Annotated in this window: 23 protein-coding genes and 1 pseudogene; 9 read left to right on the top strand and 15 right to left on the bottom strand. The window is 64.2% G+C overall.

The features are described 5' to 3' along the window. Window positions 1-764 (bottom strand): lyase family protein (locus RM530_RS09580; RefSeq protein ID WP_311365004.1); only part of this gene is annotated, 764 nt, incomplete at its 3' end. 188 nt (window positions 765-952) lie between these two features. Between RM530_RS09580 and purB the strand changes: the two genes are divergently transcribed. Together purB and RM530_RS09590 are read left to right on the top strand one after the other, a co-directional pair. Further along, window positions 953-2,320, top strand: coding sequence for an adenylosuccinate lyase (purB, locus tag RM530_RS09585; RefSeq protein ID WP_311365005.1), 1,368 nt, complete (start codon window positions 953-955; stop codon window positions 2,318-2,320). Continuing rightward, a complete protein-coding gene (locus RM530_RS09590; RefSeq protein ID WP_311365006.1) occupies window positions 2,320-2,796 on the top strand; it encodes a DUF7931 domain-containing protein in 477 nt (158 codons plus the stop codon). The genes purB and RM530_RS09590 overlap by 1 nt, the downstream gene beginning before the upstream one ends. 12 nt (window positions 2,797-2,808) lie before the next feature. Here the strand turns inward: RM530_RS09590 and RM530_RS09595 are convergent, their stop codons facing one another. The 3 genes from RM530_RS09595 to RM530_RS18710 are packed head-to-tail and all read right to left on the bottom strand — an operon-like array spanning window position 2,809 to window position 3,919. Further along, complete coding sequence (locus RM530_RS09595; RefSeq protein ID WP_311365007.1) at window positions 2,809-3,246, bottom strand: acyl-CoA thioesterase; 438 nt, start codon at window positions 3,244-3,246, stop codon at window positions 2,809-2,811. Further along, on the bottom strand, window positions 3,243-3,644 hold the full coding sequence (locus RM530_RS09600) for a hypothetical protein (RefSeq protein WP_311365008.1): 402 nt from the start codon (window positions 3,642-3,644) through the stop codon (window positions 3,243-3,245). The genes RM530_RS09595 and RM530_RS09600 overlap by 4 nt, the downstream gene beginning before the upstream one ends. Continuing rightward, window positions 3,641-3,919, bottom strand: a complete 279-nt coding sequence (locus tag RM530_RS18710) for a DUF1289 domain-containing protein (protein WP_349256214.1) — start codon at window positions 3,917-3,919, stop codon at window positions 3,641-3,643. Before RM530_RS18710 ends, RM530_RS09600 begins: the two co-directional genes overlap by 4 nt. Window positions 3,920-3,960: 41 nt before the next feature. Here RM530_RS18710 and RM530_RS09605 point away from each other — a divergent pair, with 41 nt between their 5' ends. After that, window positions 3,961-4,551 (top strand): hypothetical protein, encoded by a 591-nt coding sequence (locus RM530_RS09605; RefSeq protein WP_311365009.1) that lies wholly within the window; start codon window positions 3,961-3,963, stop codon window positions 4,549-4,551. Between the two features lie 8 nt (window positions 4,552-4,559). Here the strand turns inward: RM530_RS09605 and RM530_RS09610 are convergent, their stop codons facing one another. Then, the gene (locus tag RM530_RS09610; RefSeq protein ID WP_311365010.1) at window positions 4,560-4,844 is read right to left on the bottom strand and encodes a hypothetical protein; all 285 of its coding nucleotides are present in this window, start codon (window positions 4,842-4,844) and stop codon (window positions 4,560-4,562) included. 92 nt (window positions 4,845-4,936) lie between these two features. Here RM530_RS09610 and RM530_RS09615 point away from each other — a divergent pair, with 92 nt between their 5' ends. Next, window positions 4,937-6,160, top strand: coding sequence for an ABC1 kinase family protein (locus tag RM530_RS09615; protein ID WP_311365011.1), 1,224 nt, complete (start codon window positions 4,937-4,939; stop codon window positions 6,158-6,160). Between the two features lie 39 nt (window positions 6,161-6,199). Here the strand turns inward: RM530_RS09615 and RM530_RS09620 are convergent. The 10 genes and pseudogenes from RM530_RS09620 to pdhA all read right to left on the bottom strand — a co-directional run. Then, window positions 6,200-6,550, bottom strand: a pseudogene (locus RM530_RS09620) (transposase); the annotation flags it as partial. Between the two features lie 168 nt (window positions 6,551-6,718). After that, window positions 6,719-7,282: a GNAT family N-acetyltransferase gene (locus tag RM530_RS09625; RefSeq protein ID WP_311365012.1), complete on the bottom strand. Its 564-nt coding sequence runs from the start codon at window positions 7,280-7,282 to the stop codon at window positions 6,719-6,721. A 359-nt stretch (window positions 7,283-7,641) separates the two neighbouring features. Continuing rightward, window positions 7,642-8,532 carry a carbon-nitrogen hydrolase gene (locus RM530_RS09630; RefSeq protein WP_311365013.1) on the bottom strand — a complete coding sequence of 297 codons (891 nt, stop codon included), beginning with the start codon at window positions 8,530-8,532 and terminating at the stop codon, window positions 7,642-7,644. A 9-nt stretch (window positions 8,533-8,541) separates the two neighbouring features. Then, on the bottom strand, window positions 8,542-9,579 hold the full coding sequence (locus RM530_RS09635) for an agmatine deiminase family protein (RefSeq protein ID WP_311365014.1): 1,038 nt from the start codon (window positions 9,577-9,579) through the stop codon (window positions 8,542-8,544). 120 nt (window positions 9,580-9,699) lie between these two features. Then, window positions 9,700-10,020: a hypothetical protein gene (locus RM530_RS09640; RefSeq protein ID WP_311365015.1), complete on the bottom strand. Its 321-nt coding sequence runs from the start codon at window positions 10,018-10,020 to the stop codon at window positions 9,700-9,702. A gap of 68 nt (window positions 10,021-10,088) precedes the next feature. Beyond that, on the bottom strand, window positions 10,089-11,237 hold the full coding sequence (locus RM530_RS09645; RefSeq protein WP_311365016.1) for a dihydrolipoamide acetyltransferase family protein: 1,149 nt from the start codon (window positions 11,235-11,237) through the stop codon (window positions 10,089-10,091). A 63-nt stretch (window positions 11,238-11,300) separates the two neighbouring features. Then, window positions 11,301-11,522 carry a hypothetical protein gene (locus RM530_RS09650; RefSeq protein WP_311365017.1) on the bottom strand — a complete coding sequence of 74 codons (222 nt, stop codon included), beginning with the start codon at window positions 11,520-11,522 and terminating at the stop codon, window positions 11,301-11,303. Window positions 11,523-11,526: 4 nt separating this feature from the next. Next, window positions 11,527-11,949 (bottom strand): putative toxin-antitoxin system toxin component, PIN family, encoded by a 423-nt coding sequence (locus RM530_RS09655; RefSeq protein ID WP_311365018.1) that lies wholly within the window; start codon window positions 11,947-11,949, stop codon window positions 11,527-11,529. A gap of 50 nt (window positions 11,950-11,999) precedes the next feature. Beyond that, the gene (locus tag RM530_RS09660) at window positions 12,000-13,010 is read right to left on the bottom strand and encodes an alpha-ketoacid dehydrogenase subunit beta (protein ID WP_311365019.1); all 1,011 of its coding nucleotides are present in this window, start codon (window positions 13,008-13,010) and stop codon (window positions 12,000-12,002) included. After that, window positions 13,010-14,098 carry a pyruvate dehydrogenase (acetyl-transferring) E1 component subunit alpha gene (gene pdhA / locus RM530_RS09665; RefSeq protein WP_432276087.1) on the bottom strand — a complete coding sequence of 363 codons (1,089 nt, stop codon included), beginning with the start codon at window positions 14,096-14,098 and terminating at the stop codon, window positions 13,010-13,012. The genes RM530_RS09660 and pdhA overlap by 1 nt, the downstream gene beginning before the upstream one ends. Window positions 14,099-14,442: 344 nt before the next feature. On the opposite strand from pdhA, the gene RM530_RS09670 reads away from it, so the two are divergent. The 5 genes from RM530_RS09670 to RM530_RS09690 all read left to right on the top strand — a co-directional run bounded on the left by RM530_RS09670 (window position 14,443) and on the right by RM530_RS09690 (window position 21,929). Then, on the top strand, window positions 14,443-16,569 hold the full coding sequence (locus RM530_RS09670) for a PhoX family protein (protein WP_311365021.1): 2,127 nt from the start codon (window positions 14,443-14,445) through the stop codon (window positions 16,567-16,569). Between the two features lie 146 nt (window positions 16,570-16,715). After that, the gene (locus tag RM530_RS09675) at window positions 16,716-17,963 is read left to right on the top strand and encodes a lipoprotein-releasing ABC transporter permease subunit (RefSeq protein WP_311365022.1); all 1,248 of its coding nucleotides are present in this window, start codon (window positions 16,716-16,718) and stop codon (window positions 17,961-17,963) included. Next, the gene (gene lolD, locus RM530_RS09680) at window positions 17,956-18,675 is read left to right on the top strand and encodes a lipoprotein-releasing ABC transporter ATP-binding protein LolD (protein ID WP_311365023.1); all 720 of its coding nucleotides are present in this window, start codon (window positions 17,956-17,958) and stop codon (window positions 18,673-18,675) included. Before RM530_RS09675 ends, lolD begins: the two co-directional genes overlap by 8 nt. Further along, window positions 18,624-20,891: a DNA internalization-related competence protein ComEC/Rec2 gene (locus tag RM530_RS09685; protein WP_311365024.1), complete on the top strand. Its 2,268-nt coding sequence runs from the start codon at window positions 18,624-18,626 to the stop codon at window positions 20,889-20,891. The genes lolD and RM530_RS09685 overlap by 52 nt, the downstream gene beginning before the upstream one ends. A 90-nt stretch (window positions 20,892-20,981) precedes the next feature. Continuing rightward, complete coding sequence (locus tag RM530_RS09690) at window positions 20,982-21,929, top strand: Tle-like phospholipase domain-containing protein (protein WP_311365025.1); 948 nt, start codon at window positions 20,982-20,984, stop codon at window positions 21,927-21,929. The last annotated feature ends 58 nt before the right edge of the window (window positions 21,930-21,987 follow it).

Below are 21,987 nucleotides of genomic sequence, written 5' to 3' on the forward strand. Positions count from 1 at the left end.
GTGAACCGGATCTTGCTGCGCTTCGATAATGCCGAGGCAAAGCGCTTCCCGAACTTCGGGTCCGCGTTGATGCCGGTCCCCACGGCCGTACCGCCCTGTGCCAGGGCCTTGAGCCTGGGTAGCGCGGATTCGACGCGGGCGATGCCGTTGCGGATCTGCTGGGCCCAGCCGGACAGCTCCTGATCGAATCGCACCGGCATTGCGTCCATCAAATGCGTGCGTCCGGTCTTGGTCTGCCCCGATAGTGACTTGGCCTTGCGCTCGATGGTCTTGACCAGATGCGCCAGCGCCGGCAGCAGATGCTCTTCCACGCGCAAGCTCGCCGCCACGTGCAAGGCCGTCGGAATCACGTCGTTCGACGACTGGCCATAGTTGACGTGATCATTGGGGTGCACCGTCCGGCCGAGCCTGCCGCTCGCCAGATGCGCGATCACCTCGTTGGCGTTCATGTTGCTGGAGGTGCCGGAGCCGGTCTGGAAAACATCCACCGGAAAATGCTCGTCGTGCCGACCGTCGGCGACCTCGCTGGCGGCCTCGATGATCGCGGCCGCCATGTCGGCTTCGATATAGCCCAGGGTCTGATTGACCTCGGCGGCCGTCAGCTTGACCAATGCCAGCGCGCGGATGAAGGCGCGCGGCATGCGCAGACCGGATACCGGGAAGTTCTCGACGGCGCGCTGTGTCTGCGCGCCCCACAGCGCTTTGCGCGGGACCTGCAACTCGCCCATGCTGTCTCGTTCGGTCCTGAATTTCCTGTCCTTCATGCCTCGATTCTCCGGTAGGGGCGGGCGATCGTCGCGACTGTCGCGCGCCTCGCAAGGCGCCTGGAAGCAGGCCCTGGTCCAGCAATCGGGTAATTGTTGACCAGCCCGAGTAAAATGCGCGGCCAATCATATCGGACCGGCCCTTGCGGATTACTGAGCCGCGGCCCCGACCACAGACGACGCCACGGATGAATCTGACCTCGCTTTCCGCCATTTCCCCGATCGACGGCCGCTATGCGGACAAGACCTTCAAGCTGCGCGAGATCTTTTCGGAGTACGGGCTGATCCGTTACCGCGTACTGGTGGAAATCCGCTGGCTGGAGGCGCTTTCGGCGGAGGCTGCGATTCCGGAAGTTCCCCAGCTCAGTGCCTCGGCACGTGACCGCCTTGAGGAAATCGCCGTCCAGTTCGACATCAGCGAGGCCCAGCGGGTCAAGTCGATCGAGCAGACCACCAATCACGACGTCAAGGCGGTCGAGTACTACCTCAAGGAGAAGATCGGCAATCACGGGGAGCTCGGCGCGGTGAAGGAGTTCATCCATTTCGCCTGCACCTCCGAGGACATCAACAATCTGGCCTATGCAATGATGTTGCACGATTGCCGCGATCAAGTGCTGCTGCCAGCCTGGGATCATCTGGTACGGCTGATCGGAGACCTCGCCCACCGCTACGCCGAGCAACCGCTGCTGTCGCGCACACATGGGCAGCCGGCATCGCCTTCGACGCTGGGCAAGGAAATGGCGGTGTTCGTGCAACGCCTCAAGCGCCAGCGCAAGCAGTTAGCTCAGGTTGAGATCCTCGGCAAGATCAACGGCGCGATCGGCAACTGGAATGCGCACATGGCGGCCTATCCGGACATCGATTGGCCGGCGTTTTCGGCGGCCTTCCTGAACGGCCTCGGCATCGATCAGAGTCCGGCGACGACACAGATCGAACCACACGACTTCATCGCCGAGTATTTCCATGCGGTCGCGCGCTTCAACACGATCCTGCTGGATTTCTGTCGCGACGTGTGGGGCTACATTTCGGTCGGCTACTTCCGCCAGCGCACCGTCCAGGGCGAAGTTGGCAGTTCGACCATGCCGCACAAGGTCAACCCGATCGACTTCGAGAACGCCGAAGGCAATCTCGGCATCGCCAACGCACTGCTCTATCACCTTGCGGAAAAGCTGCCGATCTCACGCTGGCAGCGCGACCTCTCTGATTCCACGGCCTTGCGCAATATCGGCGTCGGCATCGCCCACAGCAGCCTCGCCTATCAATCTGCCGAAAAAGGCATTTCCAAGCTCGAAGCCGATGCCTTGCGGTTGGGCCGCGATCTCGACGAGAACTGGGAGGTGCTGGGCGAAGCGATCCAGACCGTGATGCGGCGCCACGGCCTGCCCGAGCCCTACGAACGGCTCAAGCATCTGACACGCGGCAAACGTGTGGATCGCGTCGCCATGCGCGAGTTCATCAACGGACTCGCCTTGCCGGAAACCGACAAGCAGCGCCTGCTCGAAATGACGCCGGCGAGTTACGTCGGCAACGCGATCAAGCAGGCCAACGAGGCGTAATGAGGGGCGGCGCCTCGCTCGCTAGCAGCACGGCTTACACCGAGCGCGCCTGCGAGGCCTTGCAGACCGCGCAGCGCCAGTTGGACTGGCTCAGTCTGGCGCTGGAGCCGCGACTGTACGGATATCCCCAGTTCCATGCGCGCTTGCGCGCGTTCCTGCTGCGGCATCATCGCGTCCGAGTACGCCTGTTGTTGATCGAACCGATGCGCGTCTTGCTGCAAGCGGGGCAAGGCATCGACTTCATTCGCTCCATGAGCAGCCGTGTGGAAATCCGCACCGCCTCGCCGGAACTGGCGGTGGCGCATGAGGAATGGATGATCCTCGACCAGAGGCGCTGGCTGCACACCGCGCCACCGCCGGCACGTGGTGGGTTCGACGAGGCCCGCCCGGCCGAGGTCAGACCCAGGCAGCGGCTGTTCGACCAATGGTGGGAAGTGGCGCCGCCGGCGTCCGCACTCAGGCGCCTGCACCTCTGAAACGCCGCCGGCTCAGTTTTCCGGCGCGATGCGTTCGAACGCCATGATTCGGTCACGGATCGGGCCGGGAACCGGTATCGCGCGGTTCTCGGCGTAGTCGAACCAGACCAGCGCGGCCTGGACCACGGCGATCAACGTATCGCCCTGAACCATCCTGGATTCGGTACGAAAACTGGTCCGACCGATCTTGCGGATTCGGTAGGCGATTTCGAGCGTGGCCGGTGCATGCAGCTGCGCCTTGAAGTCACACTCGATGCGCGCCAGGATCAGGCCGAAATCCTGGCCTAGCCGTCCACCGGTCTGTGTCAGCTGGGCGAAATAATCCAGCCGCAGCGTTTCGTCATAGGTGAAGAAACGAGCGTTATTGACATGCCCGAGGGCATCCATGTCACCCCAGCGGACTTGAAGCGATTGCCGAAAGGCGAACTCGGCATCCAGCTCTGAGTTCATGCCAGGGCCCCGCGGTAGCGTTCAATCTGCTGTACCTGCCTGCGGTAGCCCCACAAGTTCCACAGCACGAAAGCGCCGGTCAGCCAGATATGGCAAACCGCGAACGGATGCGACTGCGGCGTGAAATCGAAGGAGTAGATCGTGCACCACAACAGCAGCGCACAGGCCAGCACCTGCCACAGCAGAATCAGCAGAAAACGACCGGCCAGTGACTGACGCGCAGCCGAGACACTGAGCAGCAGACCGAACGGGATGCCGCTGGCCGCCCAGTAGCGATAGGACCACTGCAGCGGCGTTTCCACATTGGCGATGAAGAAATGAGGCGCCCACCACAGCAGGGTGGCCACGGCCAGGACGAAATAGGCAAGCATCACCAATGCCGCAAGAGTTCGGTTCATCGCGAAGTGAAGGCCTTAGTGACAGTGTCGGATTCGATTATAGACAGCCGGTATTGCGCGGCGCGGCGAATCTGCTCGCGCGCCACGTGATGGGCCGTCGGCCATGCCTGAATTTCCGGCATGGTACGGCCGCACCCGACGCAGATTCCGGCGCTGTCGAGCTTGCATATCGAAACGCAGGGTGAGGTCGACTCGGGGGCAGACGCGTTGGCGCGAATCTCGGACAATTTGATGGCACGGCATGGATGGACGGTTGTCATGGGTGAAAATGACATACGCTCGCTACTATAAGCCAACTACAACGAAGAATTGCTGGATGAATGGGATAGTCCACCTGCTCGGCGCCGTGCTTCTGGCGCCGGTGCTGCTCGCCGCATGTGCGGGACAGGAGTTCTACGAGCACCTGCCGTTTACCGAAGGCGTGGTGCAGGACTACGATCTGGACGCCAGCAGCCGGCGGCGTTTGCAGTATTTCGTCTCCGACGATATTCACTTGGTGCGGGTCCGCGGTGACGGCCGTCGTGGTGTCGCGGACGGACGACTGTTCGACCGCTCCAGGCAGGAGATCGAGGAAATCGTCGTCACCGGCGGCACGCCGGGCATCGTCCTGGCCAGCGGCCTCGACTGGATGGCGGTGAGTTTCGAACGCGGGGGCTACCTGTACTTCACGTCGCGGCCGCAGAACTATGGGCTGGACGTCAGCACACGCCCGATCGAGGGGCGTTACTACCTCTACGCGCCGGACTGGAATGGTCGTTCCGGCACGATCATGTACGACAATCAGCAATATCAGGCCGTTGACGAAAGCTGGCGTTCATTTCTGCTGGTCGACCGCAGCGCAGTATCCGAAACTCGGGGCGCGCGGGCGATTCTGCCTGGACGCACCCTGGACACGAGTCGCCGCTAGCAGCCTGCTCAGCGCCAGACCGCGCTGTCCGCCAGTCGTTCGAAGGGCTCCCGTAGATCCTCGAAGGCCTCCGGCGCGGTCGCGCCGATCAGGCTGTAGCCCTTCGAATCACGCACCGTCAGTGTCACCAACGCGCGATGGGCGCCACTGTGCAGGCGGTAGCGCCGCTCGAAGCGTAGCGCGGGCATGCCGTCCAGCATGATCTGCACGGGCACACCGGCTTCGTAGTCCAGGCTGTGCTGTCGCGCCTGCGCTTCCTTCCCTGTGGCGCTTGGGTATGCTGGGTGGTCCATTCGACAGGTGCACTCCTCCAAGACCCGTGGTCAGACAAGGTCGTCGTTCATCCCGTTTGTTCCTGACTGGTGCTCGCACGCTGGGGCGCTCGGTGTTGGGTTCCGTTGGTGCGCTGGCGCGAGGACAGTCGCGGGATCAGGTGTGGCAGGCGGTGGGTGAGGACTGGTATCGCACGCTGTCGGAGATGAAGGGTGCAGCGATGAAGTTCGGGCAGATGGTCTCGCAGTACGCGGACGTGCTGCCGGCTCCGCTGGCGGAGCAGTTGCAGAAGCTGCAGCGCGACGCCCAGCCGATTCCGTTTGAGGAGGCCCGTGGGATTCTGGACGAGGTATGGGGTGAGGTGCAGTGGCTACGGTTGCCGTGGGTCGATCCGCAGGCCATGGCCTGTGCCTCCATCGGGCAGGTGCACGCGGCGCGGCTCGACGACGAGCGCGACGTGGTCGTCAAGATCCGCCATCGCGGCGTGACCGACGACATCGATTCCGACATCGCGATGCTGGGCCGCATGCTCAAGCTCAGCCGGGTGATGCCGGTGGATGCCAAGGCGATCGACGAGGTGCTGGCCGAAGTTGCGGATCGTCTGCGCGAGGAGACCGATTACTGCATCGAACTGGCCAATCTCCAGGCCTTGCGGGCGAGCAATGACGATCCGGCGGTGAGGCTGCCCGAGCCGGTCATTGATTTGTGCTCGGATCGCTGCCTAGTGCTCGAACGCGTCGATGCCGCGTCCCTGGAAGAGGCCAAGTCCTGGCCTCAGGCCGAGCGCGACCGGCTCGGCGACACCCTGATGCGATGGACCTTCGACCAGGTGTTCCGGCACGGCGTGCTGCATGCCGATCCGCATCCCGGCAACTTCGGTTTCTATCGCGACGGCGGGATCGCGGTCTATGATTTCGGCTGCGTCAAGCGCATCGCGCCGGAGATGGCCGCGCAGATGCGCGATTTCCTGCGTGCGGCCGACCGCCGGGACTGGTCGGCGATTCACCAGTTGCTGATCGAACTGCATGCACTACGCGGTACCGCCGGCGATCGCGGGAAAACGCCGGCCTTGGCCGATCTACAAGCGCTGTATCAACGTGTGCACGAGGCCATCTACGGCAGCCTGTTCGCCGAGCAAAGCTATGACTTTTCCGATCCGGCGGTGCTGGAGCGCTCACGTGCGCTGGCCACACGCTCGATCAAACATGTGGCGGACTTCCGTCCGGTGCGTGACATGGCCTTCGTGATGCGGACGCTGAGCGGAAAGTACTGGCTGTTGCGGGCGCTGGGTGCGCGCGTCGACTTACGGTCCATCATCGATCGTCACACGGCCTGATCTGAACGAAACTGGACGCATGATTCAGGCGACAACTACCTTGACACGCACCGTCTCGGCCTTGGGCTCGCTGCGCTCCGCAGGCTGTGCCAGCGCCTGCGTCGCCGCCTTGCGCCAGTCTTCCAGCTCGCTGGGAAACAAGCCCTTCTCGCGACACCACGCCGCCTTCTGCGCCTCGCTCATCGCTGCCGTCGCCAGCACCGATTCAAAGCGAGCCACAGCCGTCCAGCCACCGCTCTTCTTCCCGGACGCCAAAGCTTCCGACCTCCATCGTTCCAAAGTGTCCGCCGACACGCCCACCTCAGCGGCCACAACCTTCACGTCTGCACTCTCGGGCGGTAGCAACCGCGCAACCGCTCTGTCCTTGAATCCTTGTCCATATCGAGCCATGTCTAATTCCTGTCGCCCCCTCTCCGTGGTTTTCCAATCGAGACGACAACTATTCTGACGCGGGGGGCGCACCGCCGGGCTCGCGGTGCACGAGGTCATCGTCGCCGCGTTACAGGCGGGGCAGAACGCACGAATTGGTTCGGATTGAATAGGGGAAACAGTAAACTGTCACCGTAACCGTAACCCGGCATGGCTTGCTCCCGACAGGCGGTACAGAAAGTGCTGACGCAGGCCGGTGTTTTCCGGAACATGAGGATGCTCGAAGGTACCAGCCTGCCGCATACCCAAACGCTCCATAACGGCGCGTGATCTGTGGTTGCCGAGCGTTGTGAAGGACACAATTTCTTCCAACTGGAGTACTTGGAAACCGACACGAAGAGCCTCCGAAGCAGCTTCCGTAGCAAACCCTTTGCCCCAATGCTGAAACGCAAGACGCCACCCGACCTCGACGCAAGGAGAAAAAGGGAGTTCTGCCGATGGTGTGTGCAAGCCGACAAAGCCAATGAACTCTTGCGAGGCTTTGCATTCGGCTGCCCAGAAGCCCCACCCACGCTCTTCGATGAGTGACTGACAACGGTCAGCCATGGCGTCACTCTCCGCACGCGTAAGAAGAGTCGGGAAATACTCCATCACCTTTGAATCTGAATTGAGCGCAGCAAACGGCTCGCGATCAGCAGGTAGCCATTGCCGCAAAAGAAGACGCTCGGTTTCAAATTCGATCAGATTAGCCATGAGCCTGATGGTATTGACGCATAACGAATAGGGATAGATCGCGCGCAGCCGCGATCTATCCCGGGGGTTACGGTGACGGTATACAAAACGCACGAATTGGTTCGGATCGAATAGGGGAAACAGTAAACTGTCACCGTAACCTCGTAACCTTGGTGTCCACCGAGATCACGGGCAGACCGCGCCGTTGGAACTCGCGCGGGTCGAGCTGGCGAGCGGGGTTTGAGGCGCTTTGGAGGTTGGTGAAAGGCTTTGGGTTTCGCGCAAAGACGCAAAGCCGCCAAGGAAAACAAACGTCAAAGTCTTTTGCCGTTCTTCGCGCCTTTGCGGCTTTGCGCGACACATCAGCTTCTACTCGTGTCTCACCGCCTGAAGCGACAAGTCAGTTCCGAATAGGCATCGATGCGGCGATCGCGCAGGAACGGCCAGCAGCGGCGCACGTTTTCGGAGCGTGCCAGGTCCACGTCCACCACCAGCACTTCCGCGCGCTCGGTGCCGGCTTGGGCCAGGAATTCGCCCTGCGGGCCGACCACGAAGCTGGAGCCCCAGAACTGCGCGCCGCTCAGAGTGCCGGTGGGATCGGCTTCGAAACCGGTGCGATTGGCGACGATCACCGGCAGGCCGTTGGCGACGGCGTGCGAGCGCTGGATGGTGGTCCAGGCGTCGCGCTGGCGGCCCTTCTCGGCCTCGTCGTCGTCCGGATTCCAGCCGATGGCAGTGGGATAGAACAGCAGGTCCGCACCGGCCAGCGCCATCATCCGCGCGGCTTCCGGGTACCACTGGTCCCAGCACACCAGCACGCCGAGCCGGCCGACCGAGGTGTCGATCGGCTCGAAGCCGAGATCGCCCGGGGTGAAGTAGAACTTTTCGTAATAGCCGGGATCGTCCGGGATATGCATCTTGCGGTAGATGCCGGCCAGCGAGCCGTCCGACTCCAGGACCACGGCGGTATTGTGGTATAGCCCCGGCGCGCGGCGTTCGAACAGCGAGCCGATGATGACCACGCCCAATTCGTGCGCGAGTCCGCCCAGGAATTCGGTGGACGGGCCGGGAATGGCCTCGGCCAGGTCGAACAGTTCGGTGGATTCGTACTGGCAGAAGTAGGGCCCGGTGTGCAGCTCCTGCAACAGCACCAACTGCGCGCCGCTCGCGGCGGCTTCGCGAATCGCGGTCTCGGAGGTCCGGAGATTGTGGTCGCGGTGGTCGTCGCAGGCCTGCTGCACCACGCCGACACGGAGAATTTTGGGCTTCATCACCGTAGATTACCGTCGGCGATCGAATGCGGGAATCTGCATGGTCGTGCAATGCAGGCTGCCGTACTGGTGGATCAGCGCGCGGCAGTTCACGCCGACGATCGTCCGGTCCGGAAAGGCCTCGCGCAGATGGGCGATGGCGAGATCGTCCATCGGGTCATCGTAGGTCGGCACCAGCACACCGCCGTTGACGATCAGGAAGTTCGCATAACCGGCCGGCAGGCGGCGGCCGTCCGCATCCAGAATCGGAGCCGGCAGGGGCAATGGAATCAGGCGGTAGGGCTGGCCGTCCGCACGCGACAGGCCGGCCAGTTCCTGGGCCATGCCGGTCAGCAGCGCGTAGTGCGGGTCGGAGGTGTCCTCGCAGGCCTGGTACGCGATCGTGTCCACGCTGCAGAACCGTGCCAGCGTGTCGATATGGCCGTCGGTATCGTCGCCAAGCAGGTCGCCGTGCTTGAGCCACAGCACGCGATCCACGCCCAGCATCAGCTTGAGCCGCGATTCGATGCCAGATTTGTCGTAGTCCGGATTGCGCGTGGGCGTCAGCAGACAGCGTTCCGTGGTCAGCAGCGTGCCGATGCCGTCGGATTCGATGCCGCCACCCTCAAGCACGAAATCGACGGATTCCAGCGTATAGCCTTCGAACGCACCGGCCGCGTGCAGCTTCTTGCTGATGAGATTGTCACGGTCTGCAGAGAACTTGCCGCCCCAGCCATTGAAGCGGAAGTCCAGCATCACCGGTGTACCGTTTCGAAACACCGTGATCGGTCCATGATCGCGCGCCCAGACGTCATCGCTGGCGGCGGCGTAGATCCACAGGCGGTCCGGCGGTATGCCGGCTTCGATCAAGCGCTGTTGCAGGTCCACGGTCCCGGATTCGCGGCTGATGATCAGCGGCGCGAACCGGGCGATCGCGCAGGCCAGTTCCACGAAGTTGGTTTCCACCGCATCGAAGATGCCGGCGAAATCGCCATCGGCGCGCGGCCAGGTCAGCATCACCGCGATTTGCGGATGCCACTCGGCGGGCAGGACGGTTGAGGTCGGCATGGGCGTTCCGGGCGGAGGTTGGGGAGGCAAAGTCGCCGAGGGTGGCCGCGCCTGCGGCACCTTGAAAAACGCCCCGGCCAAGGGCCGGGGCGCGCAGTTTAGCGGATTGGTGCGTCGAGTTTAGGGTACGAGCCGGTCGCGATGGGCCACGGGAGGGGGGGCTCCGGGCACGACGGCATCAATTACCCGATCTTTCTCGAAAAACACCGAAAAGCCATCGTAGTTCCAGCGGTTGATCAGTGGCTGCTTGGGCGCGGTGCCGCCTGCTGCGGAGCGGCTGGCCGGTTCGCCGTAGCGGCGCTGTACCTCGGCCATGCTGGTGCCGCGAGTCGGGAGCGTGAGCTTGGCTTGCGCGGCTCCAGTTTCGGGCGCGCTCAATACTTCGGCGGTCGCGCAAGCGGCCCAGGCCAGCATCAGTCCAGAAATCAGAAAACGCAGCATGTGTATGGCCTCCGGAGTTCGTTCGGACTATAGCATTGCCGCAAATCACCGCCCCAAAGTCGTGTGGTTCACGTCGCCTTCTGCAAGTCCTCGATCATCGCCGAAAGAAAGCGCGTGGCTTCGCCGCCGGTCACGCAGCGGTGGTCGAAGCTGACCGACAGCGGCAGGATCCTGGCGATGGTGATCTGACCATCGATCGGGACCACCGCATCGCGAGTCGAACCGGCGGCGACGATCGCGACGGTGGGCGGCACCACCACTGGCGTCGCGTACTTGCCGCCGAATCGGCCGAAGTTGGACAGGGTGATGGTGTAGCCGCGCAGTTCCTCGGGTGGCATCGTGCGGCTCTGGGCGGCCTCCTTCATTTTCACCAGGCCGGCGCGCAGCGAGGCTTCGTCGCGGTTGGCGACGTCCTGCAATACGGCGACGAACAGGCCCTCGTCGGTATCCACGGCCATGCCGACGTGAATCTTGCCGAGCACGCGTCGGCCGATGTCGTGCTGGTCGTACCAGGCATTGAGCGAGGGTTCGCGTTTGCAAGCGGCCACCAGAGCGCGCAGCAGACGCATGGTCAGATCCTGCTTGCCTTGCCAGGCGTGAAGCACGGCGTCGTCGGTGACGGTCGCCGTGGCGATCTCGTCACGCGCCTGCGACATGGCGTTGGCCATGGCCTTGCGCGGTCCGCGCAGTTTTTCCAGTGGCCCGACCTCGCTCAGCACCTTGTGCACGCGTTGCACGTCGGCCGCGGTGATCATGCCTTCGGGCCCGGTGGCGGTGATGATCGTCAGGTCCACATTGAGGCGGTGCGCCAGCGCTCGTACCGCGGGTGTCACCTTGAGTCCGCCCGCCGTCCCGACGCGCGTAGCCCTTTCGGCGACGACCTCGTTGCCCTGCTTCATGGCGCCGACGACCACGCCGGTATCGCGGATCGCTTCGGATTCGGCTTCGGTGGTTGCCGGCGCAGGCGCTGCCTGCACGACTTCATCGCCTTCGAACTCAACCAGGGGTTTGCCGACCTCGACGGTGTCGCCATCGGCCGCGCACAGCCTGGCGATGCGCCCGGTCACCGGACTCGGCACCTCGACCACGGCCTTGGCGGTTTCGACCGAAACCAGCGGCTGGTCGACCTTGACCTCGTCGCCGACCTTGACCAGCCATTCGCGGATATCGGCTTCCTGCAGGCCTTCGCCGAGATCCGGTAATTTGAAGATGCTCATGGGTTCTCCTTCTTGGGCGCAAGTCTTGTCGCTTGCCCGCCCATTGCTATTCCGTTCTCGAGTTCACGCTGAAAAATGTGCGTCGAGCTTGTCCAGCGCCTTCAAGCCGTCCTCGACCGAGCCATTGGCCGCGAGCGCACGAAATCGTGTCTCAGCGTCGAACTCGGCAATGGCCTGCGTCGAAAATTCCTCGATGAGCTTGTTGATACTGATGTTCCGGCGCTTCGCGAGCGACTTCAGTCGCAGGTGTTTGTCGTCGGGTAAGCGAATGGTCAGTGTCGCCATTGGGCTACCTCTTCAATAGAGCTTCGGGCGTGACTACATTGATGTCGGCGAATTTGAGCTCGCCGCGTGCCAGATTGCGAAGATTGTTCGTGATCAGCCATTGAGCCTGACCGGCGACGGCGAGCTCGATCAAATGGTTGTCGCCTTCGTCGCGCAGGTTGGGGCGCCACAAAAAGTAAATCGACACCCACTCGCTGGTTGAATACAAAGCGTTCAAAAGGCTCCGGATTTCAAGTGAGTCGAGCGGGCAGGATCTGCGGATATCCGGCCTGCTCGGCACATCCTCATATTCACTGAACAGCGCGTTTCCGATCAGCAGCCGGTAGCGGCCAGTCAAGCACCCGCGCAGAATCTCGCGAGCGGGTCCCGTTCGGCCGATCAGTGCCGCAATCAGCACGCTTGTATCGATGACGATCCGTTGCTGCATTGATGCAATGGTTGCGCATATGCTGTCATCCGTAAAGCTGTACGCCGGGCTCAGCCCAGCGGCGCCACTTCGAAGACCTTGCGCACCTCGACGAGGATGCGCTGCATGTCCGGGATGTAGGCGCGCTCGCGCCGCGCCAGCGGCATGATCGTGTCGTAGCCGGAAACGCGCATCACCGGCGCGAACAGTGTCAGCAGGCCGTGCTCGGCGAGGTTGGCGGCAATCTCGGAGGCCCAGCCGCCGGCGCGCGGTGATTCCTGGATGATCACGCAGCGGCCGGTCTTGCTCACGGATTCGAGGATCGTGCCCATGTCCAGGGGCTTGAGTGTCGCTATGTCAACCACTTCGGCGGAGATGCCTTCCTCGGCCAGGGCGTCGGCCGCCAGCCGCGTCTCGTGCATCATCGCGCCCCAGGACACCAGGGTGATGTCGGTGCCGTCGCGTTCGATGAAGCATTCGTCCAGCGGCAGGGCTTCGCCGTTGTCCTCGATCGATTGCTTGAACAGCCGGTAGATGCGGGTCGGCTCCAGGAAGATCACCGGGTCCGGATCGCGCATTGCGGCCAGCAAAAGACCGTAGGCGCGGCTCGGCGAGGACGGACACACCACACGCAGTCCCGGCATGTGGGCGAAGGTGGTTTCCAGGGATTCGGAATGATGTTCCGGGGCGTGGATGCCGCCGCCATTCGGCGCGCGGATCACCATCGGGCAGGACAGACGCCCGCGCGTACGGTTGCGGTAGCGGCTGGCGTGGTTGACTACCTGATCGACGCAGGGATACATGAAGCCCGAAAACTGGATTTCGGCGACGGGTTTGAGGCCCTGCGTCGACAGGCCGATCGCCATCGCGGCGATCAGGGTTTCGGCCAGCGGTGTGTCGATCACGCGATCCGGGCCGAATTCGTCGAGCAGGCCGACGGTGGCGCGGAACACGCCGCCGTTGCGGCCGATGTCCTCGCCGAGCATGACCACATCCGGATCGCGCCGCATCTCCGAGCGCAGCGCCAGATTGATCGCCTCGATCAGGGCCAGGTTGGCGACTTCGGTCTTGGTGCCGTCCATCAGTGCGCCCCCTCGACCGGTCCGCGTGCCGCCACTTCCTCGCGCTGCCAGTGCATCGAGGTCGGCAGTTCGGCATAGAGATGATCGAAGATCGTTTCCGGCGGTTCGGCCTCCATGGCGGTGAAGGCTTGAGCTGCGGATTCCGCTGCCGCCACTGCTTCGCTCTGTAGCGACTCCTCGTCTGCGCTGCTCCAGGCGTTCTGCGATTCGAGATAGGCGCGCAGCCGTTTGATCGGACAGCGCGCCCAGGCGGCCTTGACCTCGTCCTCGCTGCGGTAGCGGCGCGCATCGTCGGCGGTGGTGTGGTCGTGCAGGCGGTAGGTGATGGCCTCCACCAGTTGCGGCCCTTCGCCGGCTCGTGCCGCCGCGATCGCCTGGTTCAGGATTTCATAGGTGGCGATAGCGTCGTTGCCGTCGACCTGCTGGCCGATGATGCCGCCGGCGATGCCCTTCTGCGCCAGGGTCTGCGCGCCGGTCTGTTTGTCGCGCGGCAGCGAGATCGCCCACTGGTTGTTGGTCACCAGAAACACGATCGGCAGGTTCCAGACCTTGGCCGAGCTGACGGCCTCGTAGAAATCGCCCTTGCTGGTGGCGCCGTCACCGCAGGACGCCAGTACCACGCGGTCCTGCTTGCGCAGCCGGAACGCGTAGGCGACGCCGATGGCGTGCGGCACGTGTGTGGCGATCGGTACCGAAAGCGGATAGTCCTGGCGCGCCGAGTCGGCGGCGTAGTCCATGCCGCGCTCGTCGCCTCCCCAATAGAGCAGGATCTCGGTCATGCTCACGCCGCGCAGGAACTGCGCCGCGTATTCGCGATAGGCGGGGATGTAGACATCGTCGGCGCGCAGCGCCATGCCGACGGCAGTGCCCACGGCTTCCTGACCGAGGCAGGCGGCGTAGGTGCCGAGCTGCCCGGTTCTCTGCAGGGCCACGGCTTTCTTGTCGAAGGCGCGGGTGCGCACCATGCTGCGGTACATGCTCCTGACGCGATCCGGGTCCGCTGCCCCGTCCGGCAGGGCCGCCAGGGGGCGGCCCTCGGTATCCAGATACCGTGTCAGGATGATTTCAAAGCTCGCGACACGCTTGATCGCGTCTTTCGGTTCGTTCACTTCCTCACCTCGCACAATGTCTTGGCCCGTTACGCTTCATCGCGGCGTACGGTTGACCGATTGCGCCAGTGTAGCGGCGTAGCATCGAAAGCTGCATGCGGCGATCTCGGGGATGGTTGCGATGCCGAAAATCATCTCTTTCGATCAGTCGCTTACCGGCTGGTGCCGGTCGTGCGTGATGGCACCGAGCCGGCCGGCATGAAGAGCGGCTTCTGTCACGAAACCATCAGCGTGATGTCACATCGCCCATCTAGGATGTCGGCGCGTTTGCATATTTGACCGCGCCATTTGGCGGTCTCCTAATTTTCTGAAGGGGAGCCAGCTTGAGCCAGCACGATCATGATCCGGTCACCAATCGATCGGACAACGAAACTTTCGACTCTGTCCTGATCAAGTACATATCTCGTCGCGGGCTCATGCAGGGCACCGGCGGTGCCGCTGCGATGACCCTGCTGGGCAGCGTTGCTTTGGTCGCTTGCAGCGATGACGACGACAATGACGGCGGTGGCGACACGGATATGCCGACATCGCTGGGCTTTACCGCCGTTCCGCACAGCGATGCCGATACAGTCCTGATTCCGGCCGGCTATTCAGCCCGCGTCCTGTACGCGCTGGGCGATCCGATTGCCGCGGGCGTGGCCGACTATTCCAATGACGGCACGCAGGGGGACTTCGACCAGCGCTCGGGCGATCATCACGATGGGATGCACTATTTCCCGATTGACGGAAGCTCCAGCAACGGCATCATCGCCATCAACCATGAAAACCTGACGCGTGCCTATCTGCATGCCAACGGTCCGACCGATATCGACGGCGTTCGTCCGCAGTCCGAAGTCGTCAAGGAAATGAACGCCCACGGCGTCGCAGTCTTCGAAGTCAAGGCCGAAGGCGGCGTCTGGAGCGTCGTGCAGGATTCCAGCTTCAATCGCCGCATCACGCCGTTCACCGAAATGCGCCTGAGCGGTCCGGTGGCCGGTAGCGACTATGCCAAGACCCAGTTCTCCACCGACGGCAGCAAGACGCGCGGCACGTTCAACAATTGCGCCAACGGTTACACCCCCTGGGGCACGTATCTGAGCTGCGAGGAAAACTGGGCATACTATTTCCACCGCGACGAGGGCGATGATCGCGGCGCCAGCGAGAACGCGTTGCTGGCGCGCTATGGCATCAGTCCCGGCGCGGCCGGAAATTATGGCTGGACGACGGTGGAGGGCGATGCGTTTCAGCGTCTGGACATCACCGTCAAGGGTGCCTCGGCCGCGGTCGACTACCGCAACGAGGCCTATACCTACGGCTACATCGTCGAGATCGATCCCTACGACAAGACCGTGACTCCGGCCAAGCGTACGGCCATGGGCCGCTTCTTCCACGAAGGCTGCTGGGTCGGGCCGGTCGAAAGCGGCAAGCCGCTGGTTTTCTACATGGGCTGCGATGCGCGCAACGAATACATTTACAAGTTCGTCAGCGACCAGGCCTGGGACTCTGCCGATGCCGATGCTGACGATCGTATGGCGGCGGGTGACAAGTATCTGGGCGCCGGTACCCTTTACGTGGCGAAGTTCAATGCCGACGGTACCGGCGAATGGCTTGAGTTGAGCCAGGGCGTTAACGGTCTGAGCGGCGACAACACGACCTATCCGTTCGCGACTCAGGCGGACGTACTGGTGGCGACCCGTCTGGCGGCCGACAGCGTCGGCGCCACACCGATGGACCGCCCCGAGTGGGGTGCGGTGAATCCGGTCAACGGTGAGGTTTACTTCACGCTGACCAATAGTTCCAGCTCGAGCAGCGGACGTGGGCAGGGCGGTGGCGGATCGTTGCCGGTCGACGCCGCAAATCCGCGCAGCTACGACGACGATGCCGATGGCGACAGCGACGGCAACGCCAACGGCCACATCATCCGCTGGAAGGAAAACGGCGACTCCGATGCGGTGAGCTTCAACTGGGACATCTTCGCCTTCGGTTCACCGGCGGCGCTGCCGGCCAACATCAACCTGTCCCAGCTGGACGCGAGCAACGACTTCTCCAGCCCGGACGGGCTGTGGTTCGACGACGGCGGCATCCTCTGGATCCAGACCGATGACGGTGCCTATACCGATGTCACCAACTGCATGATGCTGGCCGCGATTCCGGGTGCGGTCGGTGACGGCACCACGGTGACCACGTCCAGTGGACAGGACAGCTTCGTCGGTGTGCCGCCGGGCGATACGCTGCGTCGCTTCCTGGTAGGTCCCAAGGAATGCGAGATCACCGGTATCACCATGACGCCGGATCGCAAGACGATGTTCGTCAACATCCAGCATCCGGGCGAGGACGGTGATGTCGCCGCGCCCAGCAGCAACTGGCCGGCGGCCAGCGGCGTGGCGACCGATGCGGGAGCGTCCGGAGCGCGTCCGCGTTCTGCCACGGTGGTGATCACCAAGGACGATGGCGGCGTCATCGGCTTGTAGGCCTCAGCACAGCCGCAGGCGTTGCCTCGATACGAAGAACGCCCGCCCATTGGCGGGCGTTCTTCGTTTGAGTGCCCGCTTTCGGCGCGGGCGGTGGAGCGAGTGCGCACGTTTCGCACATTGCAGATGTGCTCTAATTCTTCGCCATGTACAAACCCCTCGAACTGTTCATCGGCCTGCGCTACACGCGGGCCAAGCGGCGCAATCACTTCATTTCGTTCATCTCCGCCGCTTCGATGGCGGGGATCGCCATCGGCGTGATGGCGCTGATCACGGTGCTGTCGGTGATGAACGGCTTCGAGCAGGAACTGCGCAACCGCATCCTCGGCATGGCCTCGCATGCGACGATCTCGGCGTTTCGCGGCGGGCTGGAGGAATGGCCGGTGATCGCCGAGGCCGCGCAGAAGCATCAGGAAGTCGAAGCGGTGGCACCGTACATCGACGGTGAGGGCATGGTGCGGGTCGGCGGTGAGCTGTCGGGCACACTGCTTCGCGGCGTGCTGCCGGACATGGAGGCGCAGGTCTCCGACGTCTCCGCCCACATGAAGGCCGGCTCGCTGGATTCGCTGCAGGCCGGTGAGTACAAGATCGTGCTCGGCGCCGAGCTGGCACGCGCGCTGGGCATCGGCGTAGGCGACAAGGTGGATCTGATGATTCCGCAGGCCAGCGTCACGCCGGCCGGGGTGTTGCCGCGCTTCCGTCGTTTCACCGTGGGCGGTGTGTTCGAAGTCGGCATGTACGAATTCGATCGCGGTCTGGTGATGATCCATCTGCAGGACGCCCAGGCTCTGCTGCGCATGGGTGAAACGGTCAGCGGCGTGCGCCTGAAACTGCACGACCTGTTTCAGGCGCCGCGTGTGTCGCGCGAGGTCGCGGCCGATCTGCCGGGGCTCTACTACGTGTCCGACTGGACGCGGCAGCACTCCAATTTCTTCAGCGCCGTGCGCACCGAGAAGATGGTGATGTTCATCATTCTTTCGCTGATCGTCGGCGTGGCCGCGTTCAACATCGTCTCCACACTGGTGATGGTGGTGCAGGACAAGCAGGCCGACATCGCGATACTGCGCACGCTCGGCGCCTCGCCTCGAACCGTGCTGGGCGTGTTCATGGTGCAGGGCACCTTGATCGGCCTGATCGGTACGCTGTTCGGCGTGGTACTCGGCGTGCTTCTGGCGATCAACGTACCGACGCTGGTGCCTTTCCTGGAAAGGCTGACCAATCACCAGTTTCTGGATCCCTCGGTGTACTACATCAGCAAGCTGCCCTCGCAACTCGAATCGACCGACGTGGTGCGCATCGCCCTGATGTCCTTCGTGCTGGCGGTGTTGTCGGGACTGTATCCGGCCTGGCGCGCGTCGCGCGTGATGCCGGCGGAGGCGCTGCGCTATGAATGATCGGGCGATGGGGGCGCCGCAAGCGGTGGTGGTGCACGCCCAGGGCCTGTGCAAGACCTTCAAGGACGCACGCGTCAATCTGCAGGTCTTGCGCGACATCGATTTCGAACTGCGTCGCGGCGACTGTGTAGCCATCGTCGGCGCCTCGGGTTCCGGCAAATCCACCCTGCTGCACCTGCTCGGCGGCCTCGACGCGCCGAGCGCCGGCGAAGTCTGGGTGGAAGGCGAGAACATGGCGAAACTGTCCGACGCCGCGCGCGGGCGGCTGCGCAACCGTTCGATGGGTTTCGTCTACCAGTTTCATCACCTGCTGCCGGAGTTCACGGCGCTCGAGAACGTGGCCATGCCGCTGCTGATTCGCGGCCTCAAGGTGCCCAAGGCGCGCGAGACGGCAGCGGAGCTGCTGGGTCGGGTCGGGCTCGGCGAACGGCTCGAACACAAGCCGGGCGAACTTTCGGGCGGCGAGCGCCAACGTGCCGCAGTGGCGCGTGCCTTGGTGACTCGGCCGGCCTGCGTGCTGGCCGATGAGCCGACCGGAAATCTGGACACGGATACGGCGGCCCGCGTGTTCGAACTGATGCTGGAACTGAACCGGGAACTGGGAACCAGTCTGGTCGTGGTGACGCACGATCCAGTGCTGGCCTCGCGCATGGATCGCGTATGGATGCTGGACCACGGACATCTGCGTCTGCGGGAGGCCGCGCCGGCCTGATCGCGGCCTTCGTCGCCGGTGTGCTGCTGGTTCAGCAGCTGCCGGCCTTGCCGCCGCTGGCCGTGTTGCCGGCGCTGTTGTTGCCGCTGCCGGTGCTGGGCCGCTGGCGTTGGCCGTATGCGGTTCTGGTGCTGGCCGCGACCCTGACGATCCTGCGTGCCGACCTTCGCCTTGCCGACCGCTGGCCACCATCGCGGCATGGCGAGGACGTGGTGCTGCGAGCCTGGATCGACGGTCTGCCGGAACGTGAGTTCGGGGATTGGCGCTTCGTGGTGCGGCCCGGCGACCGCGATCTTCCCCAACGCATACGCGTCAGTTGGTACCGCAGTCAGGCGCCATTGCGCGCCGGCCAGTGCTGGGACTTCACGCTGAGGCTGCGCACACCGCATGGCTCACTCAATCCTGGCGGTCTCGACTACGAACGCTGGCTGTTCTCCAACCACTACGGCGCCACCGCCTATGTCCGCGAGGCGAGCCGCTGCGCGGACAGTGACCGGCACTGGGGCGTGGACCCGATTCGCCAGACGCTTTCCGACCGGCTGCACGCTGGGTTGCCGCAACATCCCGGCCTGCCGCTGCTGAACGCGCTGCTGATCGGCGATCGTTCCGGACTCGGCGACGAGGACTGGCGCGTGCTGCGCGAGAGCGGCACCAGTCATCTGGTCGCGATATCGGGGCTGCACGTGGCGCTGATCGCCGGTGTGGCGTTCTGGCTGATGCGTTGGGCCTGGGCCTTGTGGCCGCGCCTGTGTCTGTTGTGGCCGGCGCAGCGCGTGGCAGCGATCACCGCTGCGCTGGCGGCCGCCGCTTACTCGGCGATGGCCGGATTTTCGCTGCCGACCTTGCGTGCCCTGCTGATGTTGCTGGTGTTCGTCGTCGCCAGTCTGCTCGGGCGTTTGAGTTCGTCGTTCATCACTTTGGGGCTGGCCGCGGTCGTGGTGCTGCTGCTCGATCCGTTCGCGGCGCTGGCGCCGGGCTTCTGGCTGTCGTTCGGGGCGGTGGCGGCGATCCTCTATGTGGTCTCTGGCCGCGCGGCGCCAGCGACACCGTATCGGGGATTTCTGCGACTGCAGGCCGTACTCGGGCTGCTGCTGATTCCCGCCAGCCTGTGGTACTTCGATGGCGCCAGCCTGATTGCGCCGATCGTCAATCTGCTGGCCGTACCGTTGTTCGCGATCGTGCTGCCGGTGCTGTTGCTGGCGACCGGGCTCGCGCTGTGCTGGGACGTCATGCTGCCGCTGCTGGGCGTTTGCGCCAGTGCGCTGGCGCAGCTGATGCAGGGGCTGGCCTGGCTGGTCGATCATCTCACCTGGGCCTGGCAGCCACTGACCGTCAATGGATTTTCCGTGTTGCTGGCCGCCGCCGGCGTGCTGCTGCTGGCGGCGCCGCGCGGCCTGCCCCTGCGGGTGCTGGGTCTGTTGCTGTGTGTGCCGCTGCTGTTCCCGCCGAAACAATCGCCCGAGCAAGGCTTTCGCCTGACGGCGCTCGATGTCGGGCAGGGGCTGGCGGTGGTGGTGCGCACGAAAACCCACACCCTGGTCTACGACGCCGGCCCGGCCTACGCCGGCGGTTTCGATGCCGGCGACATGGTGGTGGCGCCGTACCTGCGCTCGCAAGGCGTGCGGCGCGTCGACCGGCTCATGCTGTCGCACGGCGATAACGATCATGCCGGCGGTGTCGCGGCGATCCGCGCGGCGCTGCCGGTGGTGTCGGAGCTGGGCGTCGAGCGGCCGTGTCGCGCCGGCGCGCGCTGGAACTGGGATGGTGTGCAGTTCCGCGTGCTGCATCCGGATGTCGCACTGGTAAGCGGGTCCGACAACAACCGGTCCTGCGTACTGCGCATCGACGCGCCGCAAGGTAGCGCCCTGCTCAGCGGTGATATTGAACGCGAAGCGGAGTCACACCTGCTGTCGACGATGCCGGACGCGCTCGCCGCCGACCTGCTGCTGGCGCCGCACCATGGCAGCCGCACCTCGTCCAGCGAGGCCTTCGTCCATGCCGTCTCCCCACGGCTGGTGATTTTCGCGGCCGGTTGGCGGCATCACTTCGGGCATCCGCATCCGGAGGTTGTGGCGCGCTATCGCGCGCTCGGGGCGGACATGGCGACGACCGGTGTCGAGGGTGCCGTGAGTGTTCGTTTCGAAGGAGTAGGGCGGCCGGTGCAGCGCTGGCGGCGGACGCACCGTCGTTACTGGAACGCGCCCGCCGAGCCCTGATCCGCCCAGGCCTCGCGTAATCCCTAGCTGGACCGAGGTCCGGCAGGGGTTTAGTTTTGTCGGCACGTCAGCACATTTGCGAGATCGACGATGAACGTGTCCGGAGCCGTCTCAGGAAGCAGTACCGATGCCGCACAGCGTGCCGCTGCAATGGCGGCGCTGGACGGGGCCGACCGCCAGTGGCCCGATCCGCGAGCTGCCACGGGCTTGATGCCGGCCAGCAACGAAGCCTATTTCCACCCGCAGTACGCTACGCTGATGCGCGAGCAATTCGGCATCGGCCCGGGCGTGTCGATGGTGAGCTTCTCGGAGAGCGTCGCCGGCACTGCGCGACAGCCGATCGATCTGGAACTGGCGCAGCTCGCGCAGGATGTCTACGACGTCAACGGCCAGGGCATCGACGGCTGGAGCCGGCTCGACGGTGACGCCCTGCGCGCCGCCGGTATCGACCCCGGCACGCTCGAAGACAGCGACAGCGGACTGCGCGCCGCGATCTACCAGAACGACGAAGGGGAGACCGTTCTCGCGTTCGCGGGCTCCAATGACGGACCGGACTGGCTCAACAATCTGCAACAGGGCATCGGCATGGACGCCGAGCAATACGATCAGGCCACGGCGCTGGCGCGCCGCGCCGCCGTGGCCTTCGGTGATGAGCTGGTGATCGTCGGGCACTCGCTGGGCGGCGGTCTCGCCTCCGCTGCCTCGCTGGCCACCGGCAACAGCGCCGTGACCTTCAATGCGGCGGGGCTTTCGGACAACACCATCGAAGACCTCGGCCTGGTGCCGGATGCGGCGCGCGAGACTGCCGAAGCCGGCCAGATTCGTCGCTACAACATCGAAGGCGAAATCCTCACCTGGGAACAGGAAGATGCCTACGGCGATTCCTGGATCCTGCCGGATGCCCTGGGCCATGAGGTCGAAATGGCTGATCCCGACCCGCTGGGCGGCCTTTCCAGCTTGTGGCCGCCAAACGTGATCGGGCACCGGATCGAGCTGCACGGCATGGGCTCGGTGCTGGATGCGATGCGCGCCGGTTGATCGCACACATTGACAAGGTCTGCTCCGGACCGCGAGGATCAAGGCAGATGGAGCTGCA

This window comes from Banduia mediterranea (assembly GCF_031846245.1).
GTDB lineage: Bacteria > Pseudomonadota > Gammaproteobacteria > Nevskiales > Nevskiaceae > Banduia > Banduia mediterranea.

What these genes read in the sequence shown, in the direction of transcription:
- RM530_RS09610 (WP_311365010.1), bottom strand. Translation starts at nt 4,844, where the DNA reads ATGGACCACCCAGCATACCCAAGCGCCACAGGGAAGGAAGCGCAGGCG.
- RM530_RS09605 (WP_311365009.1), top strand. Translation starts at nt 3,961, where the DNA reads ATGAATGGGATAGTCCACCTGCTCGGCGCCGTGCTTCTGGCGCCGGTG.
- lolD (WP_311365023.1), top strand. Translation starts at nt 17,956, where the DNA reads ATGAATGATCGGGCGATGGGGGCGCCGCAAGCGGTGGTGGTGCACGCC.
- RM530_RS09600 (WP_311365008.1), bottom strand. Translation starts at nt 3,644, where the DNA reads ATGAACCGAACTCTTGCGGCATTGGTGATGCTTGCCTATTTCGTCCTG.
- RM530_RS09590 (WP_311365006.1), top strand. Translation starts at nt 2,320, where the DNA reads ATGAGGGGCGGCGCCTCGCTCGCTAGCAGCACGGCTTACACCGAGCGC.
- RM530_RS09595 (WP_311365007.1), bottom strand. Translation starts at nt 3,246, where the DNA reads ATGAACTCAGAGCTGGATGCCGAGTTCGCCTTTCGGCAATCGCTTCAA.
- RM530_RS09690 (WP_311365025.1), top strand. Translation starts at nt 20,982, where the DNA reads ATGAACGTGTCCGGAGCCGTCTCAGGAAGCAGTACCGATGCCGCACAG.
- RM530_RS09685 (WP_311365024.1), top strand. Translation starts at nt 18,624, where the DNA reads ATGGATGCTGGACCACGGACATCTGCGTCTGCGGGAGGCCGCGCCGGC.
- RM530_RS09655 (WP_311365018.1), bottom strand. Translation starts at nt 11,949, where the DNA reads ATGCAGCAACGGATCGTCATCGATACAAGCGTGCTGATTGCGGCACTG.
- purB (WP_311365005.1), top strand. Translation starts at nt 953, where the DNA reads ATGAATCTGACCTCGCTTTCCGCCATTTCCCCGATCGACGGCCGCTAT.
- RM530_RS09645 (WP_311365016.1), bottom strand. Translation starts at nt 11,237, where the DNA reads ATGAGCATCTTCAAATTACCGGATCTCGGCGAAGGCCTGCAGGAAGCC.
- RM530_RS09640 (WP_311365015.1), bottom strand. Translation starts at nt 10,020, where the DNA reads ATGCTGCGTTTTCTGATTTCTGGACTGATGCTGGCCTGGGCCGCTTGC.
- RM530_RS09675 (WP_311365022.1), top strand. Translation starts at nt 16,716, where the DNA reads ATGTACAAACCCCTCGAACTGTTCATCGGCCTGCGCTACACGCGGGCC.
- RM530_RS18710 (WP_349256214.1), bottom strand. Translation starts at nt 3,919, where the DNA reads ATGTCATTTTCACCCATGACAACCGTCCATCCATGCCGTGCCATCAAA.
- RM530_RS09660 (WP_311365019.1), bottom strand. Translation starts at nt 13,010, where the DNA reads ATGGACGGCACCAAGACCGAAGTCGCCAACCTGGCCCTGATCGAGGCG.
- RM530_RS09635 (WP_311365014.1), bottom strand. Translation starts at nt 9,579, where the DNA reads ATGCCGACCTCAACCGTCCTGCCCGCCGAGTGGCATCCGCAAATCGCG.
- RM530_RS09625 (WP_311365012.1), bottom strand. Translation starts at nt 7,282, where the DNA reads ATGGCTAATCTGATCGAATTTGAAACCGAGCGTCTTCTTTTGCGGCAA.
- RM530_RS09650 (WP_311365017.1), bottom strand. Translation starts at nt 11,522, where the DNA reads ATGGCGACACTGACCATTCGCTTACCCGACGACAAACACCTGCGACTG.
- RM530_RS09630 (WP_311365013.1), bottom strand. Translation starts at nt 8,532, where the DNA reads ATGAAGCCCAAAATTCTCCGTGTCGGCGTGGTGCAGCAGGCCTGCGAC.